This is a genomic window from Streptomyces sp. NPDC019443 (assembly GCF_044389785.1).
Classification (GTDB): domain Bacteria; phylum Actinomycetota; class Actinomycetes; order Streptomycetales; family Streptomycetaceae; genus Streptomyces.
This window is the reverse complement of record NZ_JBIRYJ010000003.1, coordinates 121,618-147,162: the sequence shown is the minus strand read 5'-3', so window position 1 is coordinate 147,162 and position 25,545 is coordinate 121,618. Positions and strand designations below refer to the sequence as shown.

The window sequence follows — 25,545 nt, the reverse complement described above, 5'->3', positions numbered from 1 at the left end:
GTGAGCGCCAAGGCCGGCTCAGCCGGTCAGACCGGCCGCGTGGTCGGGGACGTACGTCTGCAGATCACGTGGCGGGCGCACATAGCCCGTGGACGGTGGCCGCGGCGGCAGCTCGAGCGCCGGTGGGGGCACTTCGTGGTAGGGGAGGGACGCGAGCAGATGGGCGATCGTATTGATGCGTGCTCTGCGCTTGTTGTCACTCTCCACGACGAACCACGGCGCCTCCGCGATGTCCGTGTGCACCAGCATCTCGTCCTTGGCCCGGGAGTACGCCTCCCAGCGGGTGATGGACTCCAGGTCCATCGACGAGAGCTTCCACCGACGCGTGGGGTCATCGAGGCGACGCCTGAACCGCTGCTCCTGTACGGCGTCGCTCACCGAGAACCAGTACTTGCGCAGCAGGACCCCGTCCTCGACGAGCATCCGCTCGAAGATAGGGCACTGGTGGAGGAACCGCTGGTGCTCCTCCTTCGTGCAGAAGCCCATCACATGCTCGACGCCCGCCCGATTGTACCAACTTCGGTCAAACAGTGCGATTTCGCCCGCGGCGGGCAGGTGCGCGATGTAACGCTGGAAGTACCACTGCGTGCGCTCGCGCTCGGTGGGCGTGGGCAGAGCCACGATCCGTGCGACCCGGGGGTTGAGATGCTCCGCGACCCGCTTGATGGTGCCGCCCTTGCCCGCCGCGTCCCGCCCCTCGAACACCACCACGAGTCGCGCGCCTTCCGCGCGCACCCATTCCTGGACCTTCACCAGCTCCGTCTGCAGCCGCAGGAGCTCCCGCTCGTACAGCGCACGCGGCAGCGCTTCGGGCCGCGCCTTCTTGCCGGCCATACCGCCTCCCACGCTCGATGACGTAACGGAGTCACTCATGCCCAAGGTCAAGCACCAGGACAGCACCGTACTGACCGAGGAGGAGCTGCGCACCCTGGACGCCCACTGGCGTGCCGCGAACTATCTGGCCGCCGGGCAGATCTATCTGATGGCCAATCCGCTGCTGAGGGAACCTCTGGAACCCGTGCACATCAAACCGCGGCTGCTCGGCCACTGGGGCACGTCCCCGGGGCTCAACCTCGTCCACACCCATCTCAACCGCGTCATCAAGGCCCGCGGGCTCGACGCCCTGTGTATCTGGGGCCCCGGACACGGGGGCCCGTCGGTCCTGGCCAACTCCTGGCTCGAGGGCAGCTACAGCGAGATCTACCCGAACGTCAGCCGGGACGCCGTCGGCATGGAGACGCTGTTCCGGCAGTTCTCCTTCCCCGGCGGGGTGCCCAGCCATGTAGCCCCGGAGACCCCCGGCTCGATCCACGAGGGCGGTGAACTCGGCTACGCACTGGCGCACGCGTACGGCGCCGCACTCGACAACCCGGATCTGCTCGTCGCCTGTGTGATCGGCGACGGCGAGGCTGAGACAGGACCGCTCGCCGCCTCCTGGCACTCCAACAAGTTCCTCGACCCCGTCCACGACGGGACGGTGCTGCCCATCCTCCACCTCAACGGATACAAGATCGCCAACCCGACGGTCCTGTCCCGCATCCCCGAGCCCGAACTCGACGACCTGCTGCGGGGATACGGACACGATCCGATCCACGTCACCGGCGACGACCCCCTCCAGGTCCACCGTGCCATGGCCGCCGCCCTCGACGGCGCCCTGGAGCACATCGCCATCCTGCAGCGCACCGCGCGTGAGGACGGCGTCACCGAGCGGCCGCACTGGCCCGTCATCGTCCTGCGTACGCCCAAGGGCTGGACCGGACCGGCCGAGGTCGACGGGGTACCGGTCGAAGGCACCTGGCGCTCGCACCAGGTCCCGCTGTCCGGCGTACGGGAAAACCCGGAGCACCTGCGGCAGTTGGAGGCATGGCTGCGCTCCTACCGGCCGGAGGAGCTCTTCGACACGCTGGGCCGCCCCACCGCCGACGTCCTCGCCTGCGTCCCCGAGGGCGCCCGGCGCCTCGGCGCCACCCGGCACGCCAACGGCGGCCTTCTCCTGCACGACCTGCCGATCCCCGATCTTGACCGCTTCGCCGTGCCCGTCGACAAGCCGGGATCGACCCTGCACGAGCCCACCCGGGTCCTCGGCAGTCTCCTTGAACAGGTCATGGAGGCCACGTCCGGGCGCCGGGACTTCCGGCTCGTCGGGCCCGACGAGACCGACTCCAACCGGCTGGGCGCCGTCTTCGGCGCCACCGGCAAGGCCTGGCAGGCGCAGACCACCGCGACCGACGAACACCTCTCCCGGCACGGCCGGGTCATGGAGGTCCTCTCCGAACACCTCTGCCAGGGCTGGCTGGAGGGCTATCTCCTCACCGGCCGGCACGGACTGTTCTCCTGCTACGAGGCCTTCGTCCATATCGTCGACTCGATGGTCAACCAGCACATCAAGTGGCTGAAGACGTCCCGGGCACTGACCTGGCGGGCCCCCGTCGCCTCGCTCAACTACCTGCTGACCTCTCATGTCTGGCGGCAGGACCACAACGGCTTCTCGCACCAGGATCCCGGCTTCGTCGATCACGTACTCAACAAGAGCCCCGAGGTCGTACGCGTCTACCTGCCGCCGGATGCCAACACCCTGCTGTCCGTGGCCGACCACGCCCTGCGCAGCCGCGACTACGTCAATGTGATTGTCGCCGGCAAACAGCCGTGCTTCGACTGGCTGTCGATGGACCAGGCCCGCGTCCACTGCGCCCGCGGCGCCGGCGTCTGGGAGTGGGCCGGAACGGCGCACGGCGAGCGCGAGCCGGACGTCGTGCTCGCCTGCGCGGGCGACGTCCCCACCCAGGAGGTGCTGGCCGCCGCGCAGCTGCTGCGCCGGCACCTGCCCCACCTCGCCGTGCGGGTCGTCAACGTCGTCGACATGACCCGGCTGATGCCCCGCGAGGAACACCCGCACGGGATGGCCGACTTCGAATACGACGGACTGTTCACCCGCGACAAGCCGGTGATCTTCGCGTACCACGGCTACCCCTGGCTCATCCACCGGCTCGCCTACCGCCGCGCGGGCCACGTCAATGTCCATGTCCGTGGCTACAAGGAAATGGGCACCACCACGACGCCGTTCGACATGGTCGTACGCAACGACCTGGACCGCTTCCGGCTGGTCATGGACGTCATCGACCGCGTCCCCGGCCTCGGCGTGCGCGCCGCCGCCGTACGCCAGCACATGGCCGACGCCCGCACCCGCCACCACGCCTGGATCCGCGTACACGGCACCGATCTGCCCGAGATCGCCGACTGGATCTGGACCGGTTGAAACCCGTCCCCCTATCGACGAAATATCGACGAAATGAGGTGAACCCGACGCAGAACAGCACGGCAGGCCTGCCCCGGGCACTACGGGGCACGGCGGCCATGGTCCTTGACACCGACGGAGTGATCACCGACTCCGCGCGGGTGCACGCCGCCGCCTGGAAGACGGCCTTCGACGCCTTCCTGCGCGACCACCCTCCCGCCGATCCCGTCCAGCGACGCCCCTTCGACGTAGTGGAGGACTATCTGCGGTACGTAGACGGCAGGTCGCGCCTCGACGGGGCCGCGGCCTTCCTGGAGTCCCGGGGGCTGCGGCTGACCGACGCGGACGTGCAGGCCGTTGCCGCGAACAAGGAGCGGCTGTTCACCGCGCGCCTGCGCGAGCACGGCGTGGATGCCTTCCCCGGCACGGTCCGACTGCTGCACACCCTCCGCTCAGCAGGCGTGCCCCTGGCCGCCGCCTCCGCCTCCCGGCACGCCCGTGAACTCCTCGAACACGCGGGAGTGCTGAGCCTCTTCGACGCTCTGGTGGACGGCGGCGAGGCGGGACGCCTGCAACTGCCCGGCAAGCCCGACCCCGCGCTGTTCCTGGAGGCGGCCCGTCGGCTCGGCATGCCCGCCTCACGCACCGCCGTCGTCGAGGACGCCCTGGCGGGAGTGGAGGCGGGGCTGCGCGGCGGCTTCGGCCTGGTCGTCGGCGTGGACCGGGCCCGTACCGACGAGACCCGTGCTGAACTGCTGAAGCACGGTGCGGACATCGTGGTCCGTGACCTCGCGGAACTTCTTGACCCGGAGGACTGACGATGCGCGACTGGACCTGGGAGTACGAAGGCTACGACCCGGAACAGGAGCGGCTGCGCGAGTCCCTGTGCACCCTCGGCAACGGCTACTTCGCGACTCGCGGCGCGGCCCCCGAGTGCACGGCCGACCGGGTCCACTATCCGGGTACGTACGCGGCGGGCTGCTACAACCGGCTGATCTCGGACGTGGCGGGACGACAGGTCGAGAACGAGGACATGGTCAACCTCCCCAACTGGCTGCCGCTGCGATTTCGTACCGACTCCGGGAACTGGCTCTCCCCGGACACCCACAAGATCCTGGGCCACCAGCAGACGCTGGACCTGCGCGCCGGCACGCTTGAGCGCACCCTGGGCTACGAGGACGAGAGCGGCCGGCGCCTCGCGGTGAGGCAGCTTCGCCTGGTGCACATGGCCTCCCCCCATCTGGCCTTGCTGCGCACCGAGTTCATCGCCGATGACTGGTCCGGGGAGATCGAGGTCGAGTCGGCGCTCGACGGAACGGTCACCAACAGCGGAGTTGAGCGCTACCGGCAGCTGGCCGGCCGTCACCTCACCCACGTCCACACCGGGACGTCGGCCGCGGACACCATGTGGCTGCGCTGCCGCACCAGTACCTCCGACATCAGGATCGGCCTGGCGGCCCGCACCGTGGCCCACGTGGCCGATGCGGCCCACGTCCCGGCCTCGGCCGAGGCGACCACTCGCCATGAGAACCTGCGGGTCTCCCAGCTCCTGCGCCTGCCCCTCGCCCCGGGCCGGACCGTCACCGTCGACAAGACGATCGCCCTGCACACCTCCCGGGACCCGGCGATCAGCGACCCGCTGCACGCCGCCGTCGACCGGGTGAACCGCGCCCCGGACTTCGACGCCCTGCTGGCCTCGCACCGCACGGCCTGGCGCCAGCTGTGGCGCGCCGCCGAACTCGACGTGCCGAACAGCGAGGGCCCGATCCTGCGGCTTCACCTCTTCCACGTCTTGCAGACGCTCTCCCCGCACACCGCCGAACTCGACGCCGGCGTCCCGGCCCGCGGCCTGCACGGCGAGGCCTACCGCGGCCATGTCTTCTGGGACGAACTGTTCGTCCTGCCCTGTCTGAACCTGCACTTCCCCGAGGTCTCCCGGGCCCTGCTCAGCTACCGCCACCGGCGCCTGGAGCGGGCCTGCTTCGCCGCTCGCGACGCCGGACGAGCAGGGGCCATGTACCCCTGGCAGAGCGGCAGCACCGGCCGCGAGGAGACCCAGCAGCTGCACCTCAACCCGCTCTCGGGGCGCTGGCTGCCCGACCACTCCCGGCTTCAGCACCACGTCGGCTCGGCGATCGCGTACAACGTGTGGCAGTACTGCGAGGCGAGCGGCGACATGGAGTTCCTGCACACCAAGGGCGCCGAAATGCTGCTGCAGATCGCCCGGTTCTGGGCGGACGCGGCGGCGTACGACAAGACGCTCGGCCGCTACCGGATCCGCGGAGTCGTGGGCCCCGACGAGTACCACGACGCCTACCCCGGCGCGAAGGAGGCGGGCCTCGACGACAACGCGTACACCAACGTCACCGCTGCCTGGGTGCTCGCCCGCGCCCTCGACGTACTGCACAGTCTCCCGGAGCCACGCCGCAGGGATCTCGTCGAACGTACCGGACTCGTCGACGGCGAACTCGACGCGTGGGAGGAGGTCTCCCGCAAACTGCATGTGCCCTTCCACGCCGGTGTGGTCAGCCAGTTCGAGGGCTACGGCGAACTTACGGAACTCGACTGGGACGCCTATCGGGCCCGCTACGGCGACATCCGGCGCCTCGACCGGATCCTGGAGGCCGAGGGGGACACGGCCAACAACTATCAGGCGTCCAAGCAGGCCGACGTGCTGATGCTCGGATACCTCTTCTCACCGGCCGAACTCCAGGGCCTCTTCCACCGGCTCGGGTACGAGCTGGACGACACCGCCTGGCAGCGCACCGTGGACCACTATCTGCGCCGCACCAGCCACGGCTCGACGCTCAGCAGTCTCGTGCACGGCTGGGTTCTGGCGAGGGTGCGGCGCGCGGAGGCCTGGGCGTTCTGCCAGGAGGCACTGGCCGGGGACATCGCCGATCTGCAGGGCGGCACGACGGGGGAGGGCATTCACCTCGGCGCGATGGCCGGCACCCTCGATCTCGTACAGCGAGGACTGACCGGCCTGGAGACGCGGGGCGGCGCGCTGCGGCTCGACCCCGTGCCGCTGCCGGAGCTGTCGGAGTACGGCTTTGCGATCCGCTACCAGGGGCACTGGGGTGTACGGCTCCGGATGAGCGCGGGACAGCTGCAGATCACCGTGCCCGACTCCGACCGGTCACCGATCGACATCGCCCTGCCGGACCGCACGGTGTCCGTTGCGCCCGGGGAATCGTGCACCCTCACCCTGCCCCAGGAGCAGTCCGCGGGCCAGGACGGCACAACGATCGCGGGGCATCAGGTGTGAGCCCGGCCTATGCCCCCACTGTCCAGCTGTACGGCGGACCGAGGGGCGCTTCCGCCCCGGCACCCACCCTCTCCATGTCGCGGTCCGCGACCCGCATCAAATGACCCGCGAGGTCTTTGAGCGCGCGGCTCGCCGCGAGCTCGTCACCGATCTCGGGGACGTCCGCGTCCTCTGCGCTGCACCGTGCGGTCCCCTGCCCCGTGAGCGTCGAGGAGCCGGTGTCCAGCACCGCACGCGCCTTCGTCGTTCCGTCCTCCTCGGACAGGTACAGTCCGACCTTCCATTCCAGAGTCCGTTTCATGGCCTACCTCCTCGCGCACATGTGCCCGCAGTCCGGGCACCGCCGCGTGGTCCTGTCTCCAGGGTCCTCCCACTCGGGTCCGGCCGCGATGTACACAGTCGAAAATCCTTACCGGTGCGTGCTGACGTCGTCGCTCTTGCGTGTCGTGGTGGGTTCTCCGCGGCGGACGGAGCCGGGGGCGCGGGCGGCCGGGTGGTCGGCGCGGGCGGAGGAGGTGAGCTGCCAGGGGACGCTGGTGACCATGACGCCGGGGGTGAAGAGCAGGCGGCTCTTGAGCCACAGCGCGGACTGGTTGTGCAGCAGGTTTTCCCACCAGTGGCCGACGACGTACTCGGGGATGAACACCGCGACCACGTCCCGCGGGCTGTCGCGCCTGATGGAGCGGACGTACTCCAGGACGGAGCCGGTGATCTCGCGGTAGGGGGAGTCGAGGACCTTGAGCGGCACCTGAATCCCGTAGTCCTCCCACTGGCGCTGGAGCGCGGTGGCCGCGTCGCGGTCGACCGCGACGGTGAGGGCTTCCAGGCGGTCCGGCCGGAAGGCGCGGGCGTAGGCCAGCGCCCGCAGGGTCGGTTTGTGGATGGTGGAGACCAGCACGATGGCCAGCACCCGGGAGGGCGGCACCATTTCGCTGCGCGGGTCGGTGACCGCCAGTTCGGCCGCGGTGGCGTCGTAGTGACGGCGGATGCCGCGCATCATCACCCACAGCACGATCGCGGCGAGCACGGCCAGCCAGGCTCCCTGGGTGAACTTGGTGGCCAGCACGATGACCAGGACGAGTCCCGTGATCACCGCGCCCACACTGTTCACGACACGCGCCATCTGGTGGCGGCGGCGCAGGCTCCGGTCGGTCTCGGTGCGCAGCTCGCGGTTCCAGTGCCGGACCATGCCCGTCTGGGAGAGCGTGAAGGAGGTGAACACGCCCAGGATGTAGAGGTGGATGAGGTTGGTGACGTTGGCCTTGAACGCCCACAGCAGCAGTCCGGCCACGACGGCGAGGGCCAGGATGCCGTTGGAGAAGGCGAGCCGGTCGCCGCGGTTGTGGAGTTGGCGCGGCAGGTAGCGGTGTTGCGCGAGGATCGAGGCGAGCAGCGGGAAGCCGTTGAAGGCGGTGTTGGCGGCGAGGATCAGCACCAGGGCGGTTGCGGCCTGGATGAAGTAGAAGCCGAAGCTGTTCTCGCCGCCGAAGACGGAGGCGGCGAGCTGGGCGATGACGGTGCGCTGGGTGTAGCTGCCACAGTCGGTCAGGCCGGTCAGTCGGCAGGGGTCTTCGACAATGTGCACCTTGGCGACGATCGCGAGCGTGGTGACGCCGACGAACATGGTGATGGCGATGATGCCCATCGCGGCCATGGTCGCGGCCGCGTTCTGGGACTTGGGCTTGCGGAACGCCGGTACGCCGTTGGAGATCGCCTCCACGCCGGTCAGGGCCGTACAGCCGCTGGAGAACGCGCGCAGGACCAGCATCACCAGGGCCAGTCCCGCCAGGTTCGCGTCTGCGGGGTCCGGTTCGATGCCGTACGCGGCGGTCTCGGCGACCGGCGCGTCCCCGACCAGGTAGCGGAACAGGCCCGTGCCGACCATGATCAGTACGCCGCCGACGAAGAGATACGTCGGGGCGGCGAACGTGTTGCCGGACTCGCGTACGCCGCGCAGGTTCATCGCGGCCAGAAGGGCGACGAAGACGAGCGCCATCAGCACCCGGTAGTCCACCAGCGCCGGCACCGCCGAGATGATGTTGTCCACGCCGGAGGCGACCGAGACGGCCACGGTCATCACGTAGTCGACCAGCAGTGAGGCGGCGACCACCAGACCGGCGGAAGGCCCCAGGTTCGCCGAGGCGACCTCGTACGAGCCGCCACCGCTCGGGTAGGCGTGCACGACTTGCCGGTAGGAGAGCACCACCACGGTCATCAGCGACACGACCGCGGCCGCGATCCACGGCGTGAAGTGCAGATACGCCAGGCCACCCAACGTGAGCACCAGCAGGATCTCCTGGGTGGCGTAGGCCACCGAGGACAGCGGGTCGGACGCGAAGATCGGCAGGGCGAGGCGCTTGGGCAGCAGCGTCTCGCCCAGCTGCTCGCTGCGCATGGCCCGGCCGATCACCAGCCGCTTGAGTATCCCGGTCACGTTCAGCACGGCGCGAGCGTATGTCGGCCCACCCGCCCGTCAGCACGACTCCGACGGGGGGAGAGGCATCAAGAACTCGTTAGGATTCCCTGCCGCTGCGTACATATGGCCCAGCTACGCCCGCAGCAGGCGATCGGAACCCGTGGCCTCACCGGCATTCGGGCCGGCCGGCTGTCCTACGGGCATGATGATCCGCGAACCTCGACCAAGGCACCGAGGACAAGGGTGGTGACGATGACCCGGGACAGCGACACTCCGCAACGGGCAGCGCTCGGAACATGGCCGACCCCGCTCGAGCCCGTGCCACGGCTGGCCCGGGCGCTCGGGCTCGGCACGGACGACTTGTGGGTCAAGCGTGACGACCTCACCGGCCTGGGCGGCGGTGGGAACAAGGTGCGCAAGCTGGAGTGGACCTGCGGCGCGGCGCTCGCCGAGGGCGCCACCGTCCTGGTGACCACGGGTGCGCCCCAGAGCAACCACGCGCGTCTGACCGCCGCCGCCGGCGCCCGGCTGGGGCTCGACGTCGTACTCGTGCTCGCCGGCAGCCCCGGATCGTCGGCCTCCGGGAACCTGGCACTCGACGGTCTCTTCGGCGCCACGGTCGTATGGGCCGGTGATGCCGGCCACGGGGGGCTCGCCTCCACCGCCGAGCAGGTGGCCGAACAGCTCCGGGGACGGGGCGCTGTCCCGGCGCTGATCCCCTTCGGCGGTACCAGCGTCATCGGCGCGCGCGGTTACGCCGAGTGCGGGCGCGAACTTCTCACCCAGGCCCCGGACTTGGCGACTGTGGTCGTCGCCCTCGGCTCCGGTGGCACCATGGCCGGCCTCGTCGACGCGCTGGGCGCCGCGCGAGTGCTGGGCGTCCATTGCGGAGCCGTCACCGATCCGGCCGGGACTGTGTCCGAGCTGGTCTGCGGCCTGTCCGGCACGCACTGTGAGCCAAAGACGCTGAGACTGCGACTCGACCAGGTCGGCGACGGCTACGGCGTACTGACCGAGCAGGTGATGGCAGCCCTGACCCTGACCGCCCGCACCGAGGGCATCGTGCTCGACCCGATCTACACCGGCCGCGCGATGGCCGGTCTGATCGCAGCGATCCAGGAGGGTGATGTCGTGCCCGGACAGCGCACGGTCTTCCTGCACTCGGGCGGCCTGCCCGGCCTCTTCGGCCACCCGGCGACGCTCGCGAAAGCAGAGGCCGCACTGACCGTCGAAGGTCATCGCACTCTGCGTTGAGGGCGGGTTGCAGCGACCGGCTTCTTCTCCGCCGGGCTGTCGCCGTCTGCAGGGCGCAGACGGGGACCGGAGATCAAGTCAGCGGGGCCAGGATGCGCCGGGCCTGCCGTCCCGAGCCGAGGAGTCGGCCGTCCGCCGTCCATACCGTGCTGTCGTCGACCGCCCAGCCGCTTCCCGCGTGTTCGGTGCGGATACGGACCAGCGCCCAGCCGTCGACGGGCCCATGGTCCAGGGCGTCGCCGTAGTGGACGGTCAGTTCGGCCGAGGGAACGGGCCTCGGTGCGGTCCAACGCGCGAAGAGCGCAGGGGGCAGGGCATCCGCCAGGATGACGACCGCCTCGGCGTCCAGCCCGCGCCCGTCGGCGAAGCGCACCCAGGCCGTCAATTCGGCGCGGTCGCCTCCGCCGAGTGGCCTCGCCGGGGTCGCGGGACGTATCTCGAGGTGCCGCGCGAACGCGGCCAGACGCTCCGGCAGCTCCAGCGCCTCGCAGTCGTCCGCTCCGGGCACGGCGGGGGCCTGGCTGCCGTCGTAGCCGGGGCCGGGGTGCGCAGTGCCGAACACCGCTGAGCCCCGTAGCACCACGGCGCCACCCTGGTCGGCGACGAACGACGCGAACGAGGTGCCGCGCCCGGCACGCTCGACCGCGGCCTCGATCCGGAGAGGATGGTCGTCGACCGGTGCCAGGAAGTGCGTGGTGAGCGTCCGTACGACGGGTGCCTCGCCGAGCAGGCCGCGCATTCCGGCCAACCCCTGTGCCGCCAGATAGCCGCCGTGTACGCCGGCCCACGACCACCACGAACGACCGACGCTGACCCTTGTGCCCGCAGCCGTCATGCTCATGTCGCCGCACCGTCCTCAGTGAGTTTGAAAACTGGACTTACGATCCCCACCTTACTCCAGCAGGCTGGAAGAGAGAACCCGTTGCGGAGTGAACTACGCCGAAGTGCAGCACTGTCTTGGCGACTTAGGCCGGCGCGGTCATCGCACCGATGTCGGCCGTGGGGGATCCTGGAGACAGGACCGCGTCGTGGTGGCGCACTCGGGCCGGACGCGGCGAGGAGGTGTGCGATGACTCGGACGCTGGAGTGGAGCGTCCGCCTCCACCTGTCGGAGGAGGACGGCACGACGAAGGCCCGCGCGGTACTGGACACCGGTACCGCTACCCTCACCGGTCACGGGGTCGCCCGCTGCAACCCTCAGGACGTGGACATCCCCACGATCGGCGACGAACTCTCGGCGAGCCGTGCGATGAGGGACCTCGCGGTGCAGCTGATGAGGGCGGCCGACGCTGAACTGGAGGCCGCGGGCGCCGGAGCGGCGAGCGGGCGCGCCGGGCCGCCGTACAGCTGGTCGGACACGGCGACCTAGGTCTGGGGTCACCGAAGACCCGCCGCGACAGGCTCGCAGTCACTCCGACCGGTCGTTCGCGGTGCGGAGTCGGGGCCTGGGCGCCTAGGCTCGGTTGTGTGCTGCACATCGTTGACGAACTGGCAGGCCGTGGGCCGCTGCGGATCTGCGCCCACGTGCCACCGCCCGGCGGGCCGGGCGGATTGACCGGTCTGCGCGTGCTGCTGGTCGCGGATGTGCTTGCGCGCGTCGTCGAGCTGCGCGGCAGACAGGTCCTGCTGGGGCGGACGGGCCCGAGCGTCCCGTCGGCCGCCGCTGTCGGTATCCGGCCGGCCGACGCCCATGGGACCCCGGACCACATCGCCGACATGCTCGGCGGCCCACCCGGCGTACACCTCACCGACCGCGCGTACGAGGGCGGAAGCGGCGCCTCCCTCCAGGTGGCAGAGGCGCATACCTCCGTGTCCCTGGCGGGACTTGAGGAGCAGGATCCGCTCGCCGTACGCCTGCTCCTGCTCTCCCACGCCCATCATGAGCCGGTCGCGCTCCGTGCCGAAGCCCTCGACGAGGCCCGCCGCACGCTGGCTCGATGGCGGCGTGCCGTAGCCGATTGGGCGGAGCAGCCGTCGAAGCCGATGCCCGCCGACCGCGTGGGCCCGGTCCGTACCGTGCTGGAGGACACGCTGGGCACCCCCGCTGTACTCGACCTGCTGCGGGATCTGGAGACGGCCAAGGACGTGTCGGCCGGAGCGAAGTTCGAGACCTTCGCCCATCTGGACCGCGTCCTCGGCCTGGAACTCGCCCGCGAGATCGGCCACCCGCACCCCGCGGGAGCGCCGGCATGAGCCCGCTGCGGCGGCTGGTCGTCCTGCGGCACGCCAAGTCCGCACGGCCCGAGGGCGTTCCCGACCATGAGCGCCCCCTCGCCCCTCGCGGTCTGCGCGACGCCCCCGCCGCCGGCCGCTGGCTGGCGGAAGCCGATTGCCTGCCCGACCTCGTCCTGTGCTCCACCACCCGCCGTACCCGCCAGACCTGGGAGTTGGCCGCCACGGAGCTGGGCAGCGCCCCGCCGGTGCGATACGAGCCCCGCCTCTACGCGGCGGACGACCAGACCATTCTCGATGTCGTACGCGAAGTGCCCGCCGATGTCGGGACGTTGCTGCTGATCGGACACAACCCCGGCCTCCAGGATCTGATCCTGCTGCTCGCCGACGAGGCACTCGGCGGCACAATGCAGCGCGCACAGACGAAGTTCCCGACGTCCGCCGTCGCCGTGCTGACCTGGCGTGGCACATGGTCCGCTCTCGCACCGGGCGCCGCGCTGCTCACCGACCTGGCCGTCCCCCGTGGACAGCGGTGAGCCCGGCCCGGATTCACCGCGGCGTGGGGCCGCAGTGCACTGGGCTGAAGCGGCCGGGGGGGGGTGCGCGTGTCGACCGTATGGCCGGGGCCGGCGGCGGCCCCATGGTGGTTTCGGAGACACAACTCCTCGCCGGGACCGCCCAGAACCAAGGATCAGTGAATGAACAGCGCAGACTTGCTGGCAGATGCATTCGAGCGCGTCCGGGAGGCAGTACACGGAGCGGTCGAGGGGCTTTCACCGGATGACCTCAACGCCCGGCTGGATGCCGACGCGAATTCGATCGGCTGGCTCGTATGGCATCTGTCGCGCATCCAGGACGATCACGTGGCCGATGCGGGTGAAGTGGAGCAGGTGTGGTTCTCCCAGGAGTGGGCGGCCCGCTTCGGGCTGCCCTTTCCCAAGGGAGCGACCGGGTTCGGCCACTCCAGCAGACAGGTCGCCGCGGTACAGGTCCAGTCGGCCGAGCTACTGCTCGGTTACTACGACGCCGTCCACGAGCAGACCATGCGGTTCGTGCGCGGGCTCGACGACGCGGCGCTGGACCGCGTCGTGGACGAGTCCTGGTCGCCGCCGGTCACTCTGGGAGTCCGTCTGATCAGCGTCCTGGCCGACGATCTGCAGCACGCCGGCCAGGCAGCGTTCATCCGAGGCTCGCTGGAGCGCCGTTGAGAAGCGGCTGTTCGGTCCAGATCGTCTTGCCGTCGCGCGTGTACCGGGTGCCCCACCGCTCGGTGAGCTGGGCCACCAGGAAGAGTCCGCGGCCGCCCTCGTCTGTGGTGCGGGCCCGGCGGAGGTGCGGTGAGGTGCTGCCGGTGTCGGACACCTCGCAGATGAGGTGGTCGTCACGGATGAGCCGTAGGGCGATCGGCCCGCTGCCGTACCGGTAGGCGTTGGTGACCAGTTCGCTGACGATCAGTTCGGTGGTGAAGACCATCTCCTCCAGCCCCCACTCGGCCAGCTGGGATGCCGTGAGCATCCGGGCCTGAGCAGCGGCGGTTGCCTCCACGGGCAGCTCCCACATGGCCACCTTCTCCGCTGCCAGAACGCGGGTACGGGCGATGAGCAGAGCCACGTCATCGGCCACGTCATCGGTGGGCCGGTCGCGCAGCAACGCGCCCTCCACCGCGCGGCATGTCTCTTCCAATGAGCGGGTCGGCGGGGTCAGTGCCCCGCACAGATCGGCCAGACTCTCGTCGACGTCTCGCTTGAGGCCCTGGATGAGGCCGTCGGTGTAGAGGGTCAGGAGACTGCCTTCGTCCAGTTCCAGCTCGACGGCCTCGAACGGCAGCCCGCCCAGGCCCAGCGGCGGGCCTGCAGGCAGTTCGAGGAGGTGTACCTGTCCGGCAGGCGTCACCACCGCGGGCGGCGGGTGGCCGGCGCGGGCCACGACGCAGTGCCGCGAGACCGGGTCGTAGACCGCGTACAGGCAGGTCGCGCCAATGACTTGAGGGGAACATTCGTCGGTCGGTTCCTGCTCGGCCGCCAGACGGTCCACGAGATCATCGAGGTGGGAGAGGACCTCGTCAGGAGTGAGGTCGAGATTGGCCAGGGTGTGTACGGCGGTACGCAGCCGGCCCATGGTGGCCGCCGCGTGGATGCCGCGGCCGACCACGTCGCCGACGACGAGGGCGACGCGGAGCCCGGAGAGGGGAATGACGTCGAACCAGTCACCGCCGACGCCGGTCGTCGCGTCGGCCGGCAGGTAGCGGTGGGCGACTTCGACGGCCGGGTGCCGGGGCACCTCGTGCGGGAGCAGGCTGTGCTGCAGGGTGACGGCGGCCTCGTGCTGCTGGGTGTAGCGGCGTGCGTTGTCGATGCACACCGCGGCGCGGGCGGCGAACTCCTCGGCGAGTGTGAGGTCGTCCTCCTCGAATGGCTCGACCCGCTTCGACCGCCACAGACTGAGCAGGCCGAGCACGAGCCCCCGCGCGACCAGCGGCACCACCATCAGAGAGTGGACGCCCAGACCGAGGGCGCGCTCAGCCCGCTCGGGGTCCAGGGGGAGCCACCCGGCAGGGCCTTCCAGCTGCGCTTGGAGGATCGGACGCCGCTCGGCCAGGCACCGCGCTTGCACAGTTCCCGGCGGTATCTGAATGGTGCGGCCCACCGGATACATCACCTCCGCCGTGTTCCGCAGGATGCTGCGGATCGCTGTCCGGCGCACGGGTCCGAGCGTCTCCTGGGTGGGCTCCTGGCCGCGGGTCACCGGCTCCAGCAGGTCCACGGAGACACAGTCAGCGAGGTCGGGGACCGCCACTTCGGCCAGCTCACGCGCTGTCTTCGCCACGTCCAGCGTGGTGCCGATGCGGGTGCTGGCCTCGTTGAGCAGGGCCAGCCGACGGCGGCCCTGATAGCGTTCGGTCACGTCCTCGACCGTCTGCGTCACCCCGAGGATCCGTCCGGAGGGGTCCTCCATCCTGAAGGCCGATACGGACACGACCAGTTCACGGCCGGGATCCCGGCGCAAACGGGCGTGCTGCTCGGTGAAGATCGAGGACCGGCCCGTCGCCAGTACCTCCCGCAACTGCCTCTCCACGGAGTCGCTGTCCTGCTGGATCAGGAAGTCGCTGGTGTGGAGCCCGCGATGCTGCTCGGCCGGTATCTGACTGAACTTGGAGATCGCCCGGTTCACACGCAGGATGCTCAGGTCCGGGGCGCGGACGGACAGACCGATCGGGGACCGGCGGAACAGCCCGTCCAGGACCGACCGGTCCGTCTCCCACTGGACAACCTCCTCGGCGGGCGCACAGACGAGGACCCATTCGCGGGGGGAGTCGCCTCTCACGGTCATCCGGGCCCGGCACCCCAACTCCGCCCGATGGCCGTCGCGATGCCGGACGGGCACGACCCCGAACCATCCCCGGTCGCGTACGCATGCCGTCACCGCGTCCATGACGACGTCCTGGTCGCGCGGGTCGACCAGAAAGTCGACCGCCGGCCGCCCAAGCGCCTCCTCGGGCGGGTACCCGAGCAGCGACTCGGCCCGCTCGCTCCAGCCGACGACCCTCCCGCGGTCGTCCAGCACCACCAAGGCCGCGCGCCGCACCGCAAACGGGTCTTCCGGGCCTTCGCTGAACGTTGTCACCGGAGTGTCCATCCCTACCACCCTTGCACCTTCCGAGCGGGACCGCCCAAGCCGTGCCGCTCAGGGTGACTTCTCACCGGGCCTGGCGGACGCAGAGTTCTGGCGAGGAGCACCGCCACATCGTCCTGGGCCGCGGAGGGCAGCAAGCGGTCGAGGATGCGGTCGCAGATCTCCTCCAACGGGTCGTCGAGGTGTCGCAGCGCCTGAGCGAGCTGTCGCATGCCCTGGTCGAGATCTCTGTCGCGAGCCTCGATAAGTCCGTCGGTGTACAGCACCAGCAGACTGCCGGGGGGCAGCGGCACCTGCTCGGTCGGGAAGTCCTGTCCGCCCGCTCCCAAGGGCGTACCCGGGGGCCCGTCGAGGAACGCGATCGTCCCCTGGGCGTCGGCCACGGCCGGAGGCGGATGACCGGCCCTGGCGATCAGGCAGCCGCCGGCAGCCGGGTCGTGGACTGCGTAGACGCACGTCGCCATTTCGTTCTCCCCCAGGTCGGCCACGGCGGCATCCAGGGAGCGGAGGATCTGCCCCGGGGGGATGTCGTGGCGTGCCAGCGTTCGCACCGCTGTGCGCAGCTGTCCCATGACGGCCGCGGCATGGATTCCGTGCCCCATGACGTCCCCGATGACCAGCCCGGTCCTGCCGTCAGGCAGGGCGATGACGTCGAACCAGTCGCCGCCGACCTCGTGGTCGCTGGCGGGGAGGTAGCGCCCGGTGAGTTCCAGGCCGGTCACTTCCGGCAGCGCGTTGTTCGTCAGGCTGCGCTGCAGAGTGAGGGCCGCCTTTCGCTGCCTGGTGTACATGCGCGCGTTGTCGATGTTCAGCGCGGCTCGGGCGACCAGCTCGTCGATGAGCACGCAGTCCTGCTCGTCGAGCGGCTCGCGGCCGCGGCTGCGCGTCACCACCACGGCGCCGAGCACCTTGCCGCGGGCGACCAGCGGGACCAGTCGGGCGGAGCCCACACGGGCAGCGAGGTACGTACGCAGTCCCTCGGCGCCCGGATCGTTGATCAGCGCCGGGATGTCGGACAGGTAGAGGTTCATGGGGTGCCCATCGGCGATGACCTGCTCGTACACCGACCCGAGCGGAACCTGGAAGGTCAGGCCCGCTGCCAGCTTCTCGGCAGGGGCCAACGGATCGGTGAAGGCGGCCGCCATACGACGCACCACGCCGTGGGTGGATGCGGCCGCCTCATCGGGGTCGAGTACCTGTTCCAGCAGTTGTACGTCGGCCGAGTCGGCCAGTTGGGGCACCAGCACCTGCACCACTTCTTCGGCGGTCTGCCGTAGGTCCAAAGTAGTCCCTATCCGCGCGTCGGCCTCGGCCAGCAGGGCGAAGCGTTGCCGTGCCTGCTCGGCCTCGGCCTGAGCCTGCTGCCCCTCGGTGATGTCGATCAGGGAAGCGATCACTCCCAGCGGCCGGCCGGCGCTGCCGAGCAGCGGGGCATAGGAGCAGGACCAGGTCCGGTCGTGATCGGGATCGGCCGGGGTGCGCCCGGTGCGGCGCACGTCGACCACCGCTCTACCGCTGTCCAGGACCTGCCGCATCACCGTCTCCAGCGCCGCGGCGTTGACCCCTGGCGCGACCTCGGTCGGCCGCTTGTCGAGGTGCTCGGCCGCGGAGACGCCGTTCATCCGCGCCAGTGCGTCGTTGACCCGAAGAAAGCGCAGATCGGGGCTGAGCGTGGCCAGACCGATGGGGGACTGGGTGAACAGACCTTCCAGGGCAGCCAGCGAATCCCGCATTCGCAGCACCGCGGAGGTCTCCACGGCGATGGCCAGGAGGCCCGCTCTTCCCTGCGGGTCCACAGACGGGCAGAGCCACATCTCCATCGGCACGAGGTGCCCGTCACGGTGCCGCAGCGGGAGGGTTCCGACAACCGTCTCACCCGCCATGACCTTCTGCGCGAGCTGCTCGGCCGACTCCCGGTTGGGCTCTGGGACCAGTATCGAAATCCCGTACCGGCCGAGCAGCTCCTCCGGCACGTAGCCGAGCAGGTCCTGGGCGGCGAGCGACCACTCCACGACGCGCCCCCGCGCATTGACTCTCCACAGCGCGATCGGAAGCAGGTCGCGGAGCACACCCGCGTACCCGATCGCCGACAGGGGGTGACCCGGCACATCGCTCGTCGACTCGTGTGTGTCCACGCAATGACCTCACCCCGGGGCGTGGGGGCTCTGCTTGCCGACCACTCCCTGGCGATCTTCCCGGCGAGCGCTGCCGACGCACAGTCGATGCAGCGGCTTCGGGTACGGCGACTTTGGGCGCAGCTTTTTTGGGACGCAGTTGCTAACACATCAGCCTATCCGAGGCGCTGGCATGGGCGAACTGAGCATCCCGTACCCGATGGCTCGTGGGAGCTGTTTCATGGCGTGGACGGCGATAGTGAGGCCCAGGGCCGGGAGGCTCGATGGAACTCGTCTCCAGGACCCTGGGCCATATCGATGGCTGTCATGTTGTTCGCGTGTCTCTGTGCGGTCGATAGTTCCTCCTTCCGCCGTGAGGCGCAGCCCTCTATACGGGGCCGGTGCAGGCTTGCAGCTCGAACCACACCACCTTCCCGACGTGTGTCCGGTCGCTGCCCCAGCAGCGGGACAGCCGGTTCAGCATGTGCAGCCCCCGGCCCTCCTCGTCGTGCTCCTCGACATGGCGCCTCAGCGGTCCGGCCGGATTCGCGTCCTCGATCTCGCAGCGCAGCCCGCCGTGCGGGGCGGGCAGGCAGAAGGTGAGGCGGATCGGCCCCCACGCATGGCGCAGGGCGTTGGTCACCAGCTCGCTGACGAGCAGCTCCGCGTCGTCGACCTGATCGACGAGCGCCCAGTCAGCCAGCTGGGCACGGGTGAGTCGCCGTGCTTCACGCACCGAGGACGGGTCGCTGGGAAGGAGCCAGGACCTTCTACGGGCGGGCTGGGCCGGGATACCGCCGAGCCCGGCATGCCATGGCGCAATAGCCGCGGTCTCGGGCATGGGTGCGGTGAACGGTTTCATGCCGCCCTGCCCTCCATGGCCTGAACAGTCTGAGCGGACCTGCCGTCGGGCAGGAGCTCACCCATGTCCTCGAACACCGTCACACCGTTGCAGAGGAGGCCCCACCCCTGCTCGGGGTGGTAGGCCACGAGGCGGGCGGCGTCATGGTCGGGCGCGGTTGAGGTGGGGCAGGATGGCTGGTGCTGGCACATTTGTGGTCGGACCTTCGATTCTCCGCCCGGCTGGGGTGGATCTCGTATGACGCGACCATCATGTGCCGACAGAGAAAGTGACGGGGAGGGGATAAATCCCCGGATTGGTACCTGAAACCACCCGCAGTGGGCCCGCGACGTGCTTCGCAGGGTGTCGACGTCATCGCTCCGCGTGCGGCGCCGCTGCGGATTCCCGCATTCCCGCCCCTGTCACTGGCCGGCCGCCGCCTCCCGAGGAGCCCACGGAGTCGAGGCCGAGGAGCCGTACAAGGCCCAGTCCGCCGCCCGGTCGAGTCCCATCTTCGCTCCGCGCCGGACTGCCGCGGCATATCGGCGATCGCCGAGATCGGTGCGGAGCCTGATCTCGGCCCCCTCGTGTCCCGCGGCCAGGTGCCGGAACCCGGACTGCGAGATCCCTATGGAACGCCACACGACCTCCGCCGCGCCCAGCAGCCGGGCACCGCGTTCCGCCTCGCCGGCTGAGGCGGCCGTCCAGGCCAGCGCCTCCATGCACAGGGCGATTCCCCACCCGTCCCCTACGACCCGGCGGGCGTTCAGGGCGTCGCGGAGGAGTTCTGCCGCACGGCTCGGCTCGCCCTGGCGCCAGAGGTGGAGGCCGAGCGCCCACAGGGCATAGGAGCGGGACCAGGGCGCGTGCGCCTCATTGCACAGGTCCAGGCACTCCTTCCCGACATCCGCGGCACGCGGATCGCCGGACATGGCGCATGCCAAGGTGAGCTGATACAGAGCGGTCATCAAGCCATTGCGGTCGCCGGCCGCGCGGTGGCCTTCCACGGCTTCTGCCAGAAGGCCGATCGCCTGGCGGAAGTCTCCTTCGTAGAGCGCGCGTCCGCCCAGGTACTGCGTGGCGTGGACCAGGGTCGAGGCATCGTGAAGCCGGAGAGCGAGAGCCCGGCACTCCTCCAGCCGCGGCAGCGCAGAGGCCGTGTCGCCCCGGAGCACCGACAGCCAGCCGTCCACCCACAGCGCCTTGCCGCGGGCCACCGTGTCCTGCGGCGCGAGCGCCAGTGCCCTGCCGAGCCAGTGGCGGCCCTCGCTGATCAGTCCGCTGCACAGCCAGTGGAACCACAGCGACGCGGCGATCTTCAGCCCCGCCTGTGTCTGGCCGGGCTCGCTGAGGCAGAACTCCAGAGCGGTGCGGATGTTGGCGTGCTCGCTCTGCAGCCGGGCGAGCCAGGTCTCCTGGCGCGGGCTCAGCCACTCCGCCTCCGCGCGGTCCACCAGCTGGAGGTACCAGTCCCGGTGGCGGCGCTGCAGGGCCGGCTTCTCCCCGGCATCGGCCAGACGCTCCGCGCCGTACTGCCGGATCGTTTCCAGCAGGCGGTAGCGCACCTGGGTACCCTGCTCCTCCCGGATCAGGACCGACTTGTCGACCAGCCCCGCCACCAGGTCGAAGATGCGCTCCTCGGGTATGCCGTCACCCGAGCAGACCGCTTCGGCCGCCTCGAGCCCGCAGCTCCCGGCGAAGACCGACAGGCGCGCCCACAACCGCTGCTCACCGGGGGAGCAAAGATCGAAGCTCCAGTCGATCGACGAGCGCAAGGTCTCGTGCCGGGGCAAGTCCGCCGTGGTCTGTGCCGGGGAGAGCTCGAGACGCTCGTCCAGCCGTCGGAGGAGTTCTTGGGGCGTGAGCGTCCTCAGTTGCGCCGCCGCCAGTTCGATGGCGAGCGGGATGCCGTCCAGGCGCCGGCAGAGCCGGACGACCGTTTCCAGGTTTTCGGCGCCGAGGGTGAAATCCGGCGACGCCTCGGCCGCCCTCCGCTGGAGCAGCCTGACCGACGCGTAGTGGCCGGCCTCCGCGGGGCGGAGCGTTCGATGCGGTTCCGGCACGGCCAGTGCGGGCACCGAGAGGACTGACTCGCCGTCCACCCCCAGGGGCTGGCGACTGGTGACCAGCACGCACAGCCGGGGAGCCGCACGCAGCAGCCGGTCGGTGAGCGCCGCGCAGCCGTCCAGGATGTGCTCGCAGTTGTCCAGGATCATCAGGGACCGCGCGTCACGCAGATGGTCGCAGAGCATGTCCGTCGGGTGTCTGGCCGACTGGTCCCGCAGCCCGAGCGCGGTGGCGACGGTCTGCGGGAGCAGCCCTTCTTCCTCCAGCGCGCCGAGCTCGACCAGCCATACGCCGTCCGGGAACGCCCTTCGCGTCTCGTCGGCAACTCCCATTGCCAGCTTGGTCTTGCCCACGCCCCCCACACCGGTGAGGGTCACCAGGCGAGAGTGCCGCAGCATCCGTTTGGCCTCGGCCAGCTGCCGTCGGCGGCCGATCAGCGAGGACTCGTCGCCGAAGGAAGTGCCCCGCCGGAGATGGGGACGAGTGCCGTTGGCACCGTGGGCGGACATAACACCATGGTTGCACCCTGCGGGAGGCGGACTGGATTCCTCTTCGGCCCCCCGCCCGGCGGGGACGGCCGGAGCTGCGGAGGAATAGGCTGGTTTGCGTCGGCCCGGCACAAACGGCAGGTACGCCGTGGACAGGGGACCGATCCGAGGAATCGATGGCTGTCGTGGCACCAAGCGTCTCGACACGTCGGCAAGAGGGCAAGCTGCCTGCCGAGGTGACGAGCTTCGTGGGACGTCGGAACGAGGTGGCCGAGGTCCGCCGCAGGCTGTCCGGATCGCGCCTGGTGACGCTCACCGGTGTGGGGGGAGTCGGCAAGACGCGGCTGGCGTCACGTGTCGCAGCCGAGGTCCGGTCGGCGTTTCCGGACGGCGTGTGGCTGGTCGAACTCGCGGGCCTGGAGAATTCCGAGCTGCTCGCCCAGACCGTCGCCGAAGCGCTGGAGATCCGGGACCACTCGTCCCGGCCGCCACTGGACATCCTCACCGACCACCTGCGGGACAAGCGCACGCTGGTGATCCTGGACAACTGCGAGCACCTGCTGCCGCAGTGCGCAGTGCTGGCCGATTCCCTGCTTCGATCCACCGCCGACCTGAAGATCCTGGCCACCAGTCGGCAGGTGCTCGGCCTCACATACGAGCACACCCTGGCCGTGCCGACGCTGGACCTGCCGAGCACCGAGAACCCCCGGCTCTCCACCAAGTCGCTGACCCGGTGCGACGCCGTACGGCTGTTCATCGAGAGGGCGGGCGCCGTCCTGCCCGGCTTCTCCGTCACCGAGGCCAACCGCGAAGCAGTGGAACGGATCTGCCGGCAGCTGGACGGCATCCCGCTGGGAATCGAGCTTGCCGTCGTCCGGCTGCGGGCCCTTTCCGTACAACAGTTGCTGGAGCGGCTGGACGACCGGTTCCAGTTGCTCACCGCCGGTTCGCGGGTGGTGCTGCCGCGCCACCAGACACTGCGCGCGCTGATCGACTGGAGTTACGTTCTGTGCACCGACCAGGAGCGGCTGCTCTGGGCTCGCGCCTCGGTATTCACCGGCGGCTTCGACCTGGAGGCGGCCGAGGAGGTGTGCTCCGGCGACGGCATCAGCCGCGAAGAGGTCCTCGACGTGGTGACCGGGCTGGTCGACAAGTCCGTCCTCCTCAGAGAGGAGCCCCATGCGACGGTGCGCTACCGGCTGCTGGACACACTGCGGCAGTACGGCCGGGAGCAGCTCGTCGCAGCCGGGCAGACGGGACCTTGGCAACGGCGCCACCGCGACTACTACCGGCGGCTGGCGGGCGAAGCGCGTGCCGAGCTGTTCGGTCCGTCCCAGGTGGCCTGGTTCACCCGGCTCCACCTGGAGCACACCAACCTGCGCACAGCCCTGGAGTACAGCTTCGCCGAACCGGGTGAGGCCGAGACCGGCCTGGCCATGGCATCGGACCTGCTCTACCACTGGATCACGAGTTACTACCTCGGCGAGGGACGGCGCTGGCTGGACGAGGGCCTCGCCATCTGCACCGAACCGAGCCAGGTCCGGGCCCGAGCGCTGTGGACCAACAGCTGGCTGGCCGTCATCCAGTCCGAGACCGCCGCGGCGGCGGCCATGCTCGAGGAGAGCGGGAAGCTCGGGAAACAGCTCGCGGACGAGTCCGTACTCGCCTACACCGCGCTGTACTCCGGCATGATCGCCATGTACCGGGGGGACGCCGAATCCGCGATCGGGCTCTACGAGGAGGCGGTGGCCAGGCACCAGGCCACCAACGACCCCGTGGGACTCGCGCTGTCGCTGATCCGGCTCTCCCTGCTCCACTCGTTCCTCGGTGACTCGCCGCGCGCCATCTCCATCGGCGAGGAGTCCCTGAGGGTGTGTGACGCCTACGGAGAGGGCTGGCACCGGGCCTACACGATGATGGCGCTCGGAATCGAGGTCTGGCGCCAGGGCGACACCCGTCGCGCCGCCGAGCTCGAAAAGGCGAGCCTGGGCTTCAACCGTTCGCTCGACGATCCGCTGGGGGTCGGCGTCAACCTCGAGGTGCTGGCCTGGATCGCCGCCACGGAGGAGCACTACGAGCGCGCCGCCCAGCTCCTGGGCATCCTGCAGACCGTCTGGCAGGCGATCGGCGCGCCGCTGTCCGGGTACGGGCACCTCGTCAAGTACCACGACGAATGCGAGTCCCGCACGAGCCGCACCCTCGGCGCGACGGCCTTCCGTGCCGCGGCCAAGAAGGGCTCCCGGCTCTCCTACGACGAGGCGCTCAGCTACGCGCTCGAGGAGCACCTGGCAGCGGTGGAGCCGGGTGGAGAGGACGAGCGGCCCTCCCCGCTGACCCGTCGGGAGACCGAGATCGCCCAGCTGGTCGCGCAGGGGCTGAGCAACAAGGAGATCGCGGCCACGCTGGTGATCGCCCAGCGCACGGCGGAGGGCCATATCGAGCACATACTGAGCAAACTCGGCTTCACCTCCCGTGCCCAGGTGGCTGTCTGGGTCTTCGAACACGACCGCGCGGCAGGCGGGGACGAGCGCTCCCCCGAGGGCGAGCGGTGACCGGCTGAGTCGGCCGCTGGCTGAGCGTCGCCGCTCGGCAGATCGACAGATCGACAGATCGGTGGGTGGGTGGGTCGGTGTCAGGGATTCGTACCCCTCGCGCCTGCCCCGAAGCGGCGCGGCTCCGGGAGCATGCGGAGGGGACCGGTACCCAGGGCCGCTTCCGGCTTCGGCCGGATCGTCGTCCCGGGCACGGGCCGCAGCTGCCACCGTGTGCTGACGGCGGCGAGAGCCAGGTTCGCCTCGGCCAGGCCGAAGGTGTCACCGACGCATTTGCGGCTGCCTGCGCCGAACGGCACCATCGCGCCGCGCGGCACTGATGACGCCCGCTCGGGAAGCCAGCGATCGGGGTCGAAGCGATCGGGGCCGGAGAAAGAGTGGGGGTTGCGGCCGAGAACGTAAGGGCTGAACAGAACGACCGTACCCGGCTTCAGCTTCTGTCCGCACAGTTCCGTCTCGCCGGTGACGATCCGGCTGAGCAGCCAGGCGGGCGGATAGAGGCGAAGGGTTTCGGTGACGACGCGTCGGGCGTAGTCCAGGGCGGGCAGGTCGGCGAAGGCAGGCAGCCGGCCGTCGAGGACGCGGTCGGCTTCGTCCTGCAACTGCTGCTCGACCTCGGGGTGCCGGCTCAGGAGGTGGAAGGTCCACGCCAGGACGCTCGCGGTGGTCTCGGTGCCGGCGATCAGCAGGGTCATGACCTGGTCGCGGATGTCGTCATCGGTGAAGCGCTCACCGCTTTCCTCGTCCTGGGCCCCGACCAGGATCGACAGCAGGTCCCCGTTGTCCGCCCCCGAGAGCCGGCAGCCCTGGACCGTCTCGTCGATGACTGCGCGCAGCCTCCCGCGTGCTTGCTCGAAGCGCCTGTTCTCCGGAGTGGGCAGTCGCTCCAGGAGACCGACCGGCGCGGTCATCCGCCGGTAGATGCCCCGAAGGATGATGGGCAGACACTGCTGTACGTCGGCAACGGCCCGACCACCGATCGTGGTGGAGAACAACGTTCGCGTGGTGACCCGGACCGTCAGCGCATGCAGTGTGGCGCCGAGGTCGATGGCACGGCCTTCCTGCCACGAACCGAGCACGGCGTCGATCTCTTCGCACATCACGGCGGCGTACGACGCCGTCCGGCTGGAGTGAAAGGCGGGCTGCACCAGCCGGCGCTGCAACCGGTGCTCCGCCCAGGCCGAGGTGAACAGGCCGTTGCCCACGAGGGGGCGGACCTTGTCGAACAGCGGGCCGCCCTTGTCGTAGGTACGCGGGTCCAGCAGGACCTGACGTACGAGCTCGGGGTGGCAGGCCAGGTAGGCGCGCTGGGGGCCGAGACGGACCTCGACCAGGTCGCCGTGGGCGGGCAGGGCAGCCAGGAACTCCAGCGGACGGCGCCGCAGAGGGATCGCATGGCCGAGAACGGGGAGCCGGCCGGGAGCGACGCCCTTCGTCGACGGCGCAGCCATGCCGGTGCCCGACAGGCGGGTGCTCGACCGCAGGCGTGCAGTCTGGGCCACTCT

Annotated in this window: 19 protein-coding genes; 9 read left to right on the top strand and 10 right to left on the bottom strand. The window is 70.1% G+C overall.

Annotated features, from left to right (window positions below; translation table 11 throughout):
* Positions 1-18: 18 nt before the first annotated feature.
* Positions 19-834: a polyphosphate kinase 2 gene (gene ppk2, locus ACH492_RS11125; protein ID WP_398985067.1), complete on the bottom strand. Its 816-nt coding sequence runs from the start codon at positions 832-834 to the stop codon at positions 19-21.
* A 37-nt stretch (positions 835-871) separates the two neighbouring features.
* Between ppk2 and ACH492_RS11120 the strand changes: the two genes are divergently transcribed.
* From ACH492_RS11120 to ACH492_RS11110, 3 genes are all read left to right on the top strand, one after another.
* The gene (locus ACH492_RS11120) at positions 872-3,256 is read left to right on the top strand and encodes a phosphoketolase (protein ID WP_398985065.1); all 2,385 of its coding nucleotides are present in this window, start codon (positions 872-874) and stop codon (positions 3,254-3,256) included.
* A 98-nt stretch (positions 3,257-3,354) separates the two neighbouring features.
* Positions 3,355-4,053: an HAD family hydrolase gene (locus ACH492_RS11115; RefSeq protein WP_398985063.1), complete on the top strand. Its 699-nt coding sequence runs from the start codon at positions 3,355-3,357 to the stop codon at positions 4,051-4,053.
* A gap of 2 nt (positions 4,054-4,055) precedes the next feature.
* Positions 4,056-6,503 (top strand): glycoside hydrolase family 65 protein, encoded by a 2,448-nt coding sequence (locus tag ACH492_RS11110; protein WP_398985061.1) that lies wholly within the window; start codon positions 4,056-4,058, stop codon positions 6,501-6,503.
* A gap of 7 nt (positions 6,504-6,510) precedes the next feature.
* Here the strand turns inward: ACH492_RS11110 and ACH492_RS11105 are convergent, their stop codons facing one another.
* Complete coding sequence (locus tag ACH492_RS11105; protein ID WP_307665383.1) at positions 6,511-6,804, bottom strand: DUF1876 domain-containing protein; 294 nt, start codon at positions 6,802-6,804, stop codon at positions 6,511-6,513.
* A 108-nt stretch (positions 6,805-6,912) separates the two neighbouring features.
* Positions 6,913-8,898 (bottom strand): APC family permease, encoded by a 1,986-nt coding sequence (locus tag ACH492_RS11100; protein WP_398986187.1) that lies wholly within the window; start codon positions 8,896-8,898, stop codon positions 6,913-6,915.
* 273 nt (positions 8,899-9,171) lie between these two features.
* On the opposite strand from ACH492_RS11100, the gene ACH492_RS11095 reads away from it, so the two are divergent.
* Positions 9,172-10,173 (top strand): D-cysteine desulfhydrase family protein, encoded by a 1,002-nt coding sequence (locus ACH492_RS11095; RefSeq protein ID WP_398985059.1) that lies wholly within the window; start codon positions 9,172-9,174, stop codon positions 10,171-10,173.
* Positions 10,174-10,246: 73 nt separating this feature from the next.
* Here the strand turns inward: ACH492_RS11095 and ACH492_RS11090 are convergent, their stop codons facing one another.
* Positions 10,247-11,014 (bottom strand): acyl-CoA thioesterase, encoded by a 768-nt coding sequence (locus ACH492_RS11090; RefSeq protein ID WP_398985057.1) that lies wholly within the window; start codon positions 11,012-11,014, stop codon positions 10,247-10,249.
* Between the two features lie 228 nt (positions 11,015-11,242).
* Between ACH492_RS11090 and ACH492_RS11085 the strand changes: the two genes are divergently transcribed.
* From ACH492_RS11085 to ACH492_RS11070, 4 genes are all read left to right on the top strand, one after another.
* Positions 11,243-11,542, top strand: a complete 300-nt coding sequence (locus ACH492_RS11085) for a DUF1876 domain-containing protein (protein WP_398985055.1) — start codon at positions 11,243-11,245, stop codon at positions 11,540-11,542.
* 98 nt (positions 11,543-11,640) lie between these two features.
* Positions 11,641-12,366, top strand: a complete 726-nt coding sequence (locus ACH492_RS11080) for a hypothetical protein (protein WP_398985053.1) — start codon at positions 11,641-11,643, stop codon at positions 12,364-12,366.
* Entirely contained in the window at positions 12,363-12,881 is a 519-nt protein-coding gene (locus ACH492_RS11075) for a SixA phosphatase family protein (RefSeq protein WP_398985051.1), read from the top strand. Before ACH492_RS11080 ends, ACH492_RS11075 begins: the two co-directional genes overlap by 4 nt.
* 162 nt (positions 12,882-13,043) lie before the next feature.
* The gene (locus ACH492_RS11070; protein WP_398985049.1) at positions 13,044-13,553 is read left to right on the top strand and encodes a DUF664 domain-containing protein; all 510 of its coding nucleotides are present in this window, start codon (positions 13,044-13,046) and stop codon (positions 13,551-13,553) included.
* Here the strand turns inward: ACH492_RS11070 and ACH492_RS11065 are convergent.
* The 5 genes from ACH492_RS11065 to ACH492_RS11045 all read right to left on the bottom strand — a co-directional run bounded on the left by ACH492_RS11065 (position 13,525) and on the right by ACH492_RS11045 (position 21,509).
* Positions 13,525-15,981, bottom strand: coding sequence for a SpoIIE family protein phosphatase (locus tag ACH492_RS11065; protein WP_398985047.1), 2,457 nt, complete (start codon positions 15,979-15,981; stop codon positions 13,525-13,527). The genes ACH492_RS11070 and ACH492_RS11065 overlap by 29 nt on opposite strands.
* A gap of 2 nt (positions 15,982-15,983) precedes the next feature.
* Entirely contained in the window at positions 15,984-18,113 is a 2,130-nt protein-coding gene (locus ACH492_RS11060) for a SpoIIE family protein phosphatase (protein ID WP_398985045.1), read from the bottom strand.
* Between the two features lie 367 nt (positions 18,114-18,480).
* Positions 18,481-18,954 (bottom strand): ATP-binding protein, encoded by a 474-nt coding sequence (locus ACH492_RS11055; protein ID WP_398985043.1) that lies wholly within the window; start codon positions 18,952-18,954, stop codon positions 18,481-18,483.
* A complete protein-coding gene (locus ACH492_RS11050) occupies positions 18,951-19,145 on the bottom strand; it encodes a DUF5999 family protein (RefSeq protein WP_398985041.1) in 195 nt (64 codons plus the stop codon). The genes ACH492_RS11055 and ACH492_RS11050 overlap by 4 nt, the downstream gene beginning before the upstream one ends.
* A gap of 210 nt (positions 19,146-19,355) precedes the next feature.
* A complete protein-coding gene (locus ACH492_RS11045) occupies positions 19,356-21,509 on the bottom strand; it encodes an ATP-binding protein (RefSeq protein ID WP_398985039.1) in 2,154 nt (717 codons plus the stop codon).
* A 227-nt stretch (positions 21,510-21,736) separates the two neighbouring features.
* On the opposite strand from ACH492_RS11045, the gene ACH492_RS11040 reads away from it, so the two are divergent.
* A complete protein-coding gene (locus tag ACH492_RS11040) occupies positions 21,737-24,040 on the top strand; it encodes an ATP-binding protein (RefSeq protein WP_398985037.1) in 2,304 nt (767 codons plus the stop codon).
* Between the two features lie 80 nt (positions 24,041-24,120).
* Here ACH492_RS11040 and ACH492_RS11035 read toward each other — a convergent pair whose 3' ends face one another.
* A complete protein-coding gene (locus tag ACH492_RS11035) occupies positions 24,121-25,542 on the bottom strand; it encodes a cytochrome P450 (protein WP_398985036.1) in 1,422 nt (473 codons plus the stop codon).
* Positions 25,543-25,545: the final 3 nt, after the last annotated feature.

Bases quoted from the DNA above. Each gene is read 5' to 3' on its own strand.
- ACH492_RS11090 (WP_398985057.1), bottom strand. From the start codon at position 11,014: ATGAGCATGACGGCTGCGGGCACAAGGGTCAGCGTCGGTCGTTCGTGG.
- ACH492_RS11115 (WP_398985063.1), top strand. From the start codon at position 3,355: ATGGTCCTTGACACCGACGGAGTGATCACCGACTCCGCGCGGGTGCAC.
- ACH492_RS11120 (WP_398985065.1), top strand. From the start codon at position 872: ATGCCCAAGGTCAAGCACCAGGACAGCACCGTACTGACCGAGGAGGAG.
- ACH492_RS11070 (WP_398985049.1), top strand. From the start codon at position 13,044: ATGAACAGCGCAGACTTGCTGGCAGATGCATTCGAGCGCGTCCGGGAG.
- ACH492_RS11100 (WP_398986187.1), bottom strand. From the start codon at position 8,898: ATGCGCAGCGAGCAGCTGGGCGAGACGCTGCTGCCCAAGCGCCTCGCC.
- ppk2 (WP_398985067.1), bottom strand. From the start codon at position 834: ATGGCCGGCAAGAAGGCGCGGCCCGAAGCGCTGCCGCGTGCGCTGTAC.
- ACH492_RS11065 (WP_398985047.1), bottom strand. From the start codon at position 15,981: ATGGACACTCCGGTGACAACGTTCAGCGAAGGCCCGGAAGACCCGTTT.
- ACH492_RS11045 (WP_398985039.1), bottom strand. From the start codon at position 21,509: ATGTCCGCCCACGGTGCCAACGGCACTCGTCCCCATCTCCGGCGGGGC.
- ACH492_RS11105 (WP_307665383.1), bottom strand. From the start codon at position 6,804: ATGAAACGGACTCTGGAATGGAAGGTCGGACTGTACCTGTCCGAGGAG.
- ACH492_RS11085 (WP_398985055.1), top strand. From the start codon at position 11,243: ATGACTCGGACGCTGGAGTGGAGCGTCCGCCTCCACCTGTCGGAGGAG.
- ACH492_RS11055 (WP_398985043.1), bottom strand. From the start codon at position 18,954: ATGAAACCGTTCACCGCACCCATGCCCGAGACCGCGGCTATTGCGCCA.
- ACH492_RS11075 (WP_398985051.1), top strand. From the start codon at position 12,363: ATGAGCCCGCTGCGGCGGCTGGTCGTCCTGCGGCACGCCAAGTCCGCA.
- ACH492_RS11110 (WP_398985061.1), top strand. From the start codon at position 4,056: ATGCGCGACTGGACCTGGGAGTACGAAGGCTACGACCCGGAACAGGAG.
- ACH492_RS11050 (WP_398985041.1), bottom strand. From the start codon at position 19,145: ATGTGCCAGCACCAGCCATCCTGCCCCACCTCAACCGCGCCCGACCAT.
- ACH492_RS11095 (WP_398985059.1), top strand. From the start codon at position 9,172: ATGACCCGGGACAGCGACACTCCGCAACGGGCAGCGCTCGGAACATGG.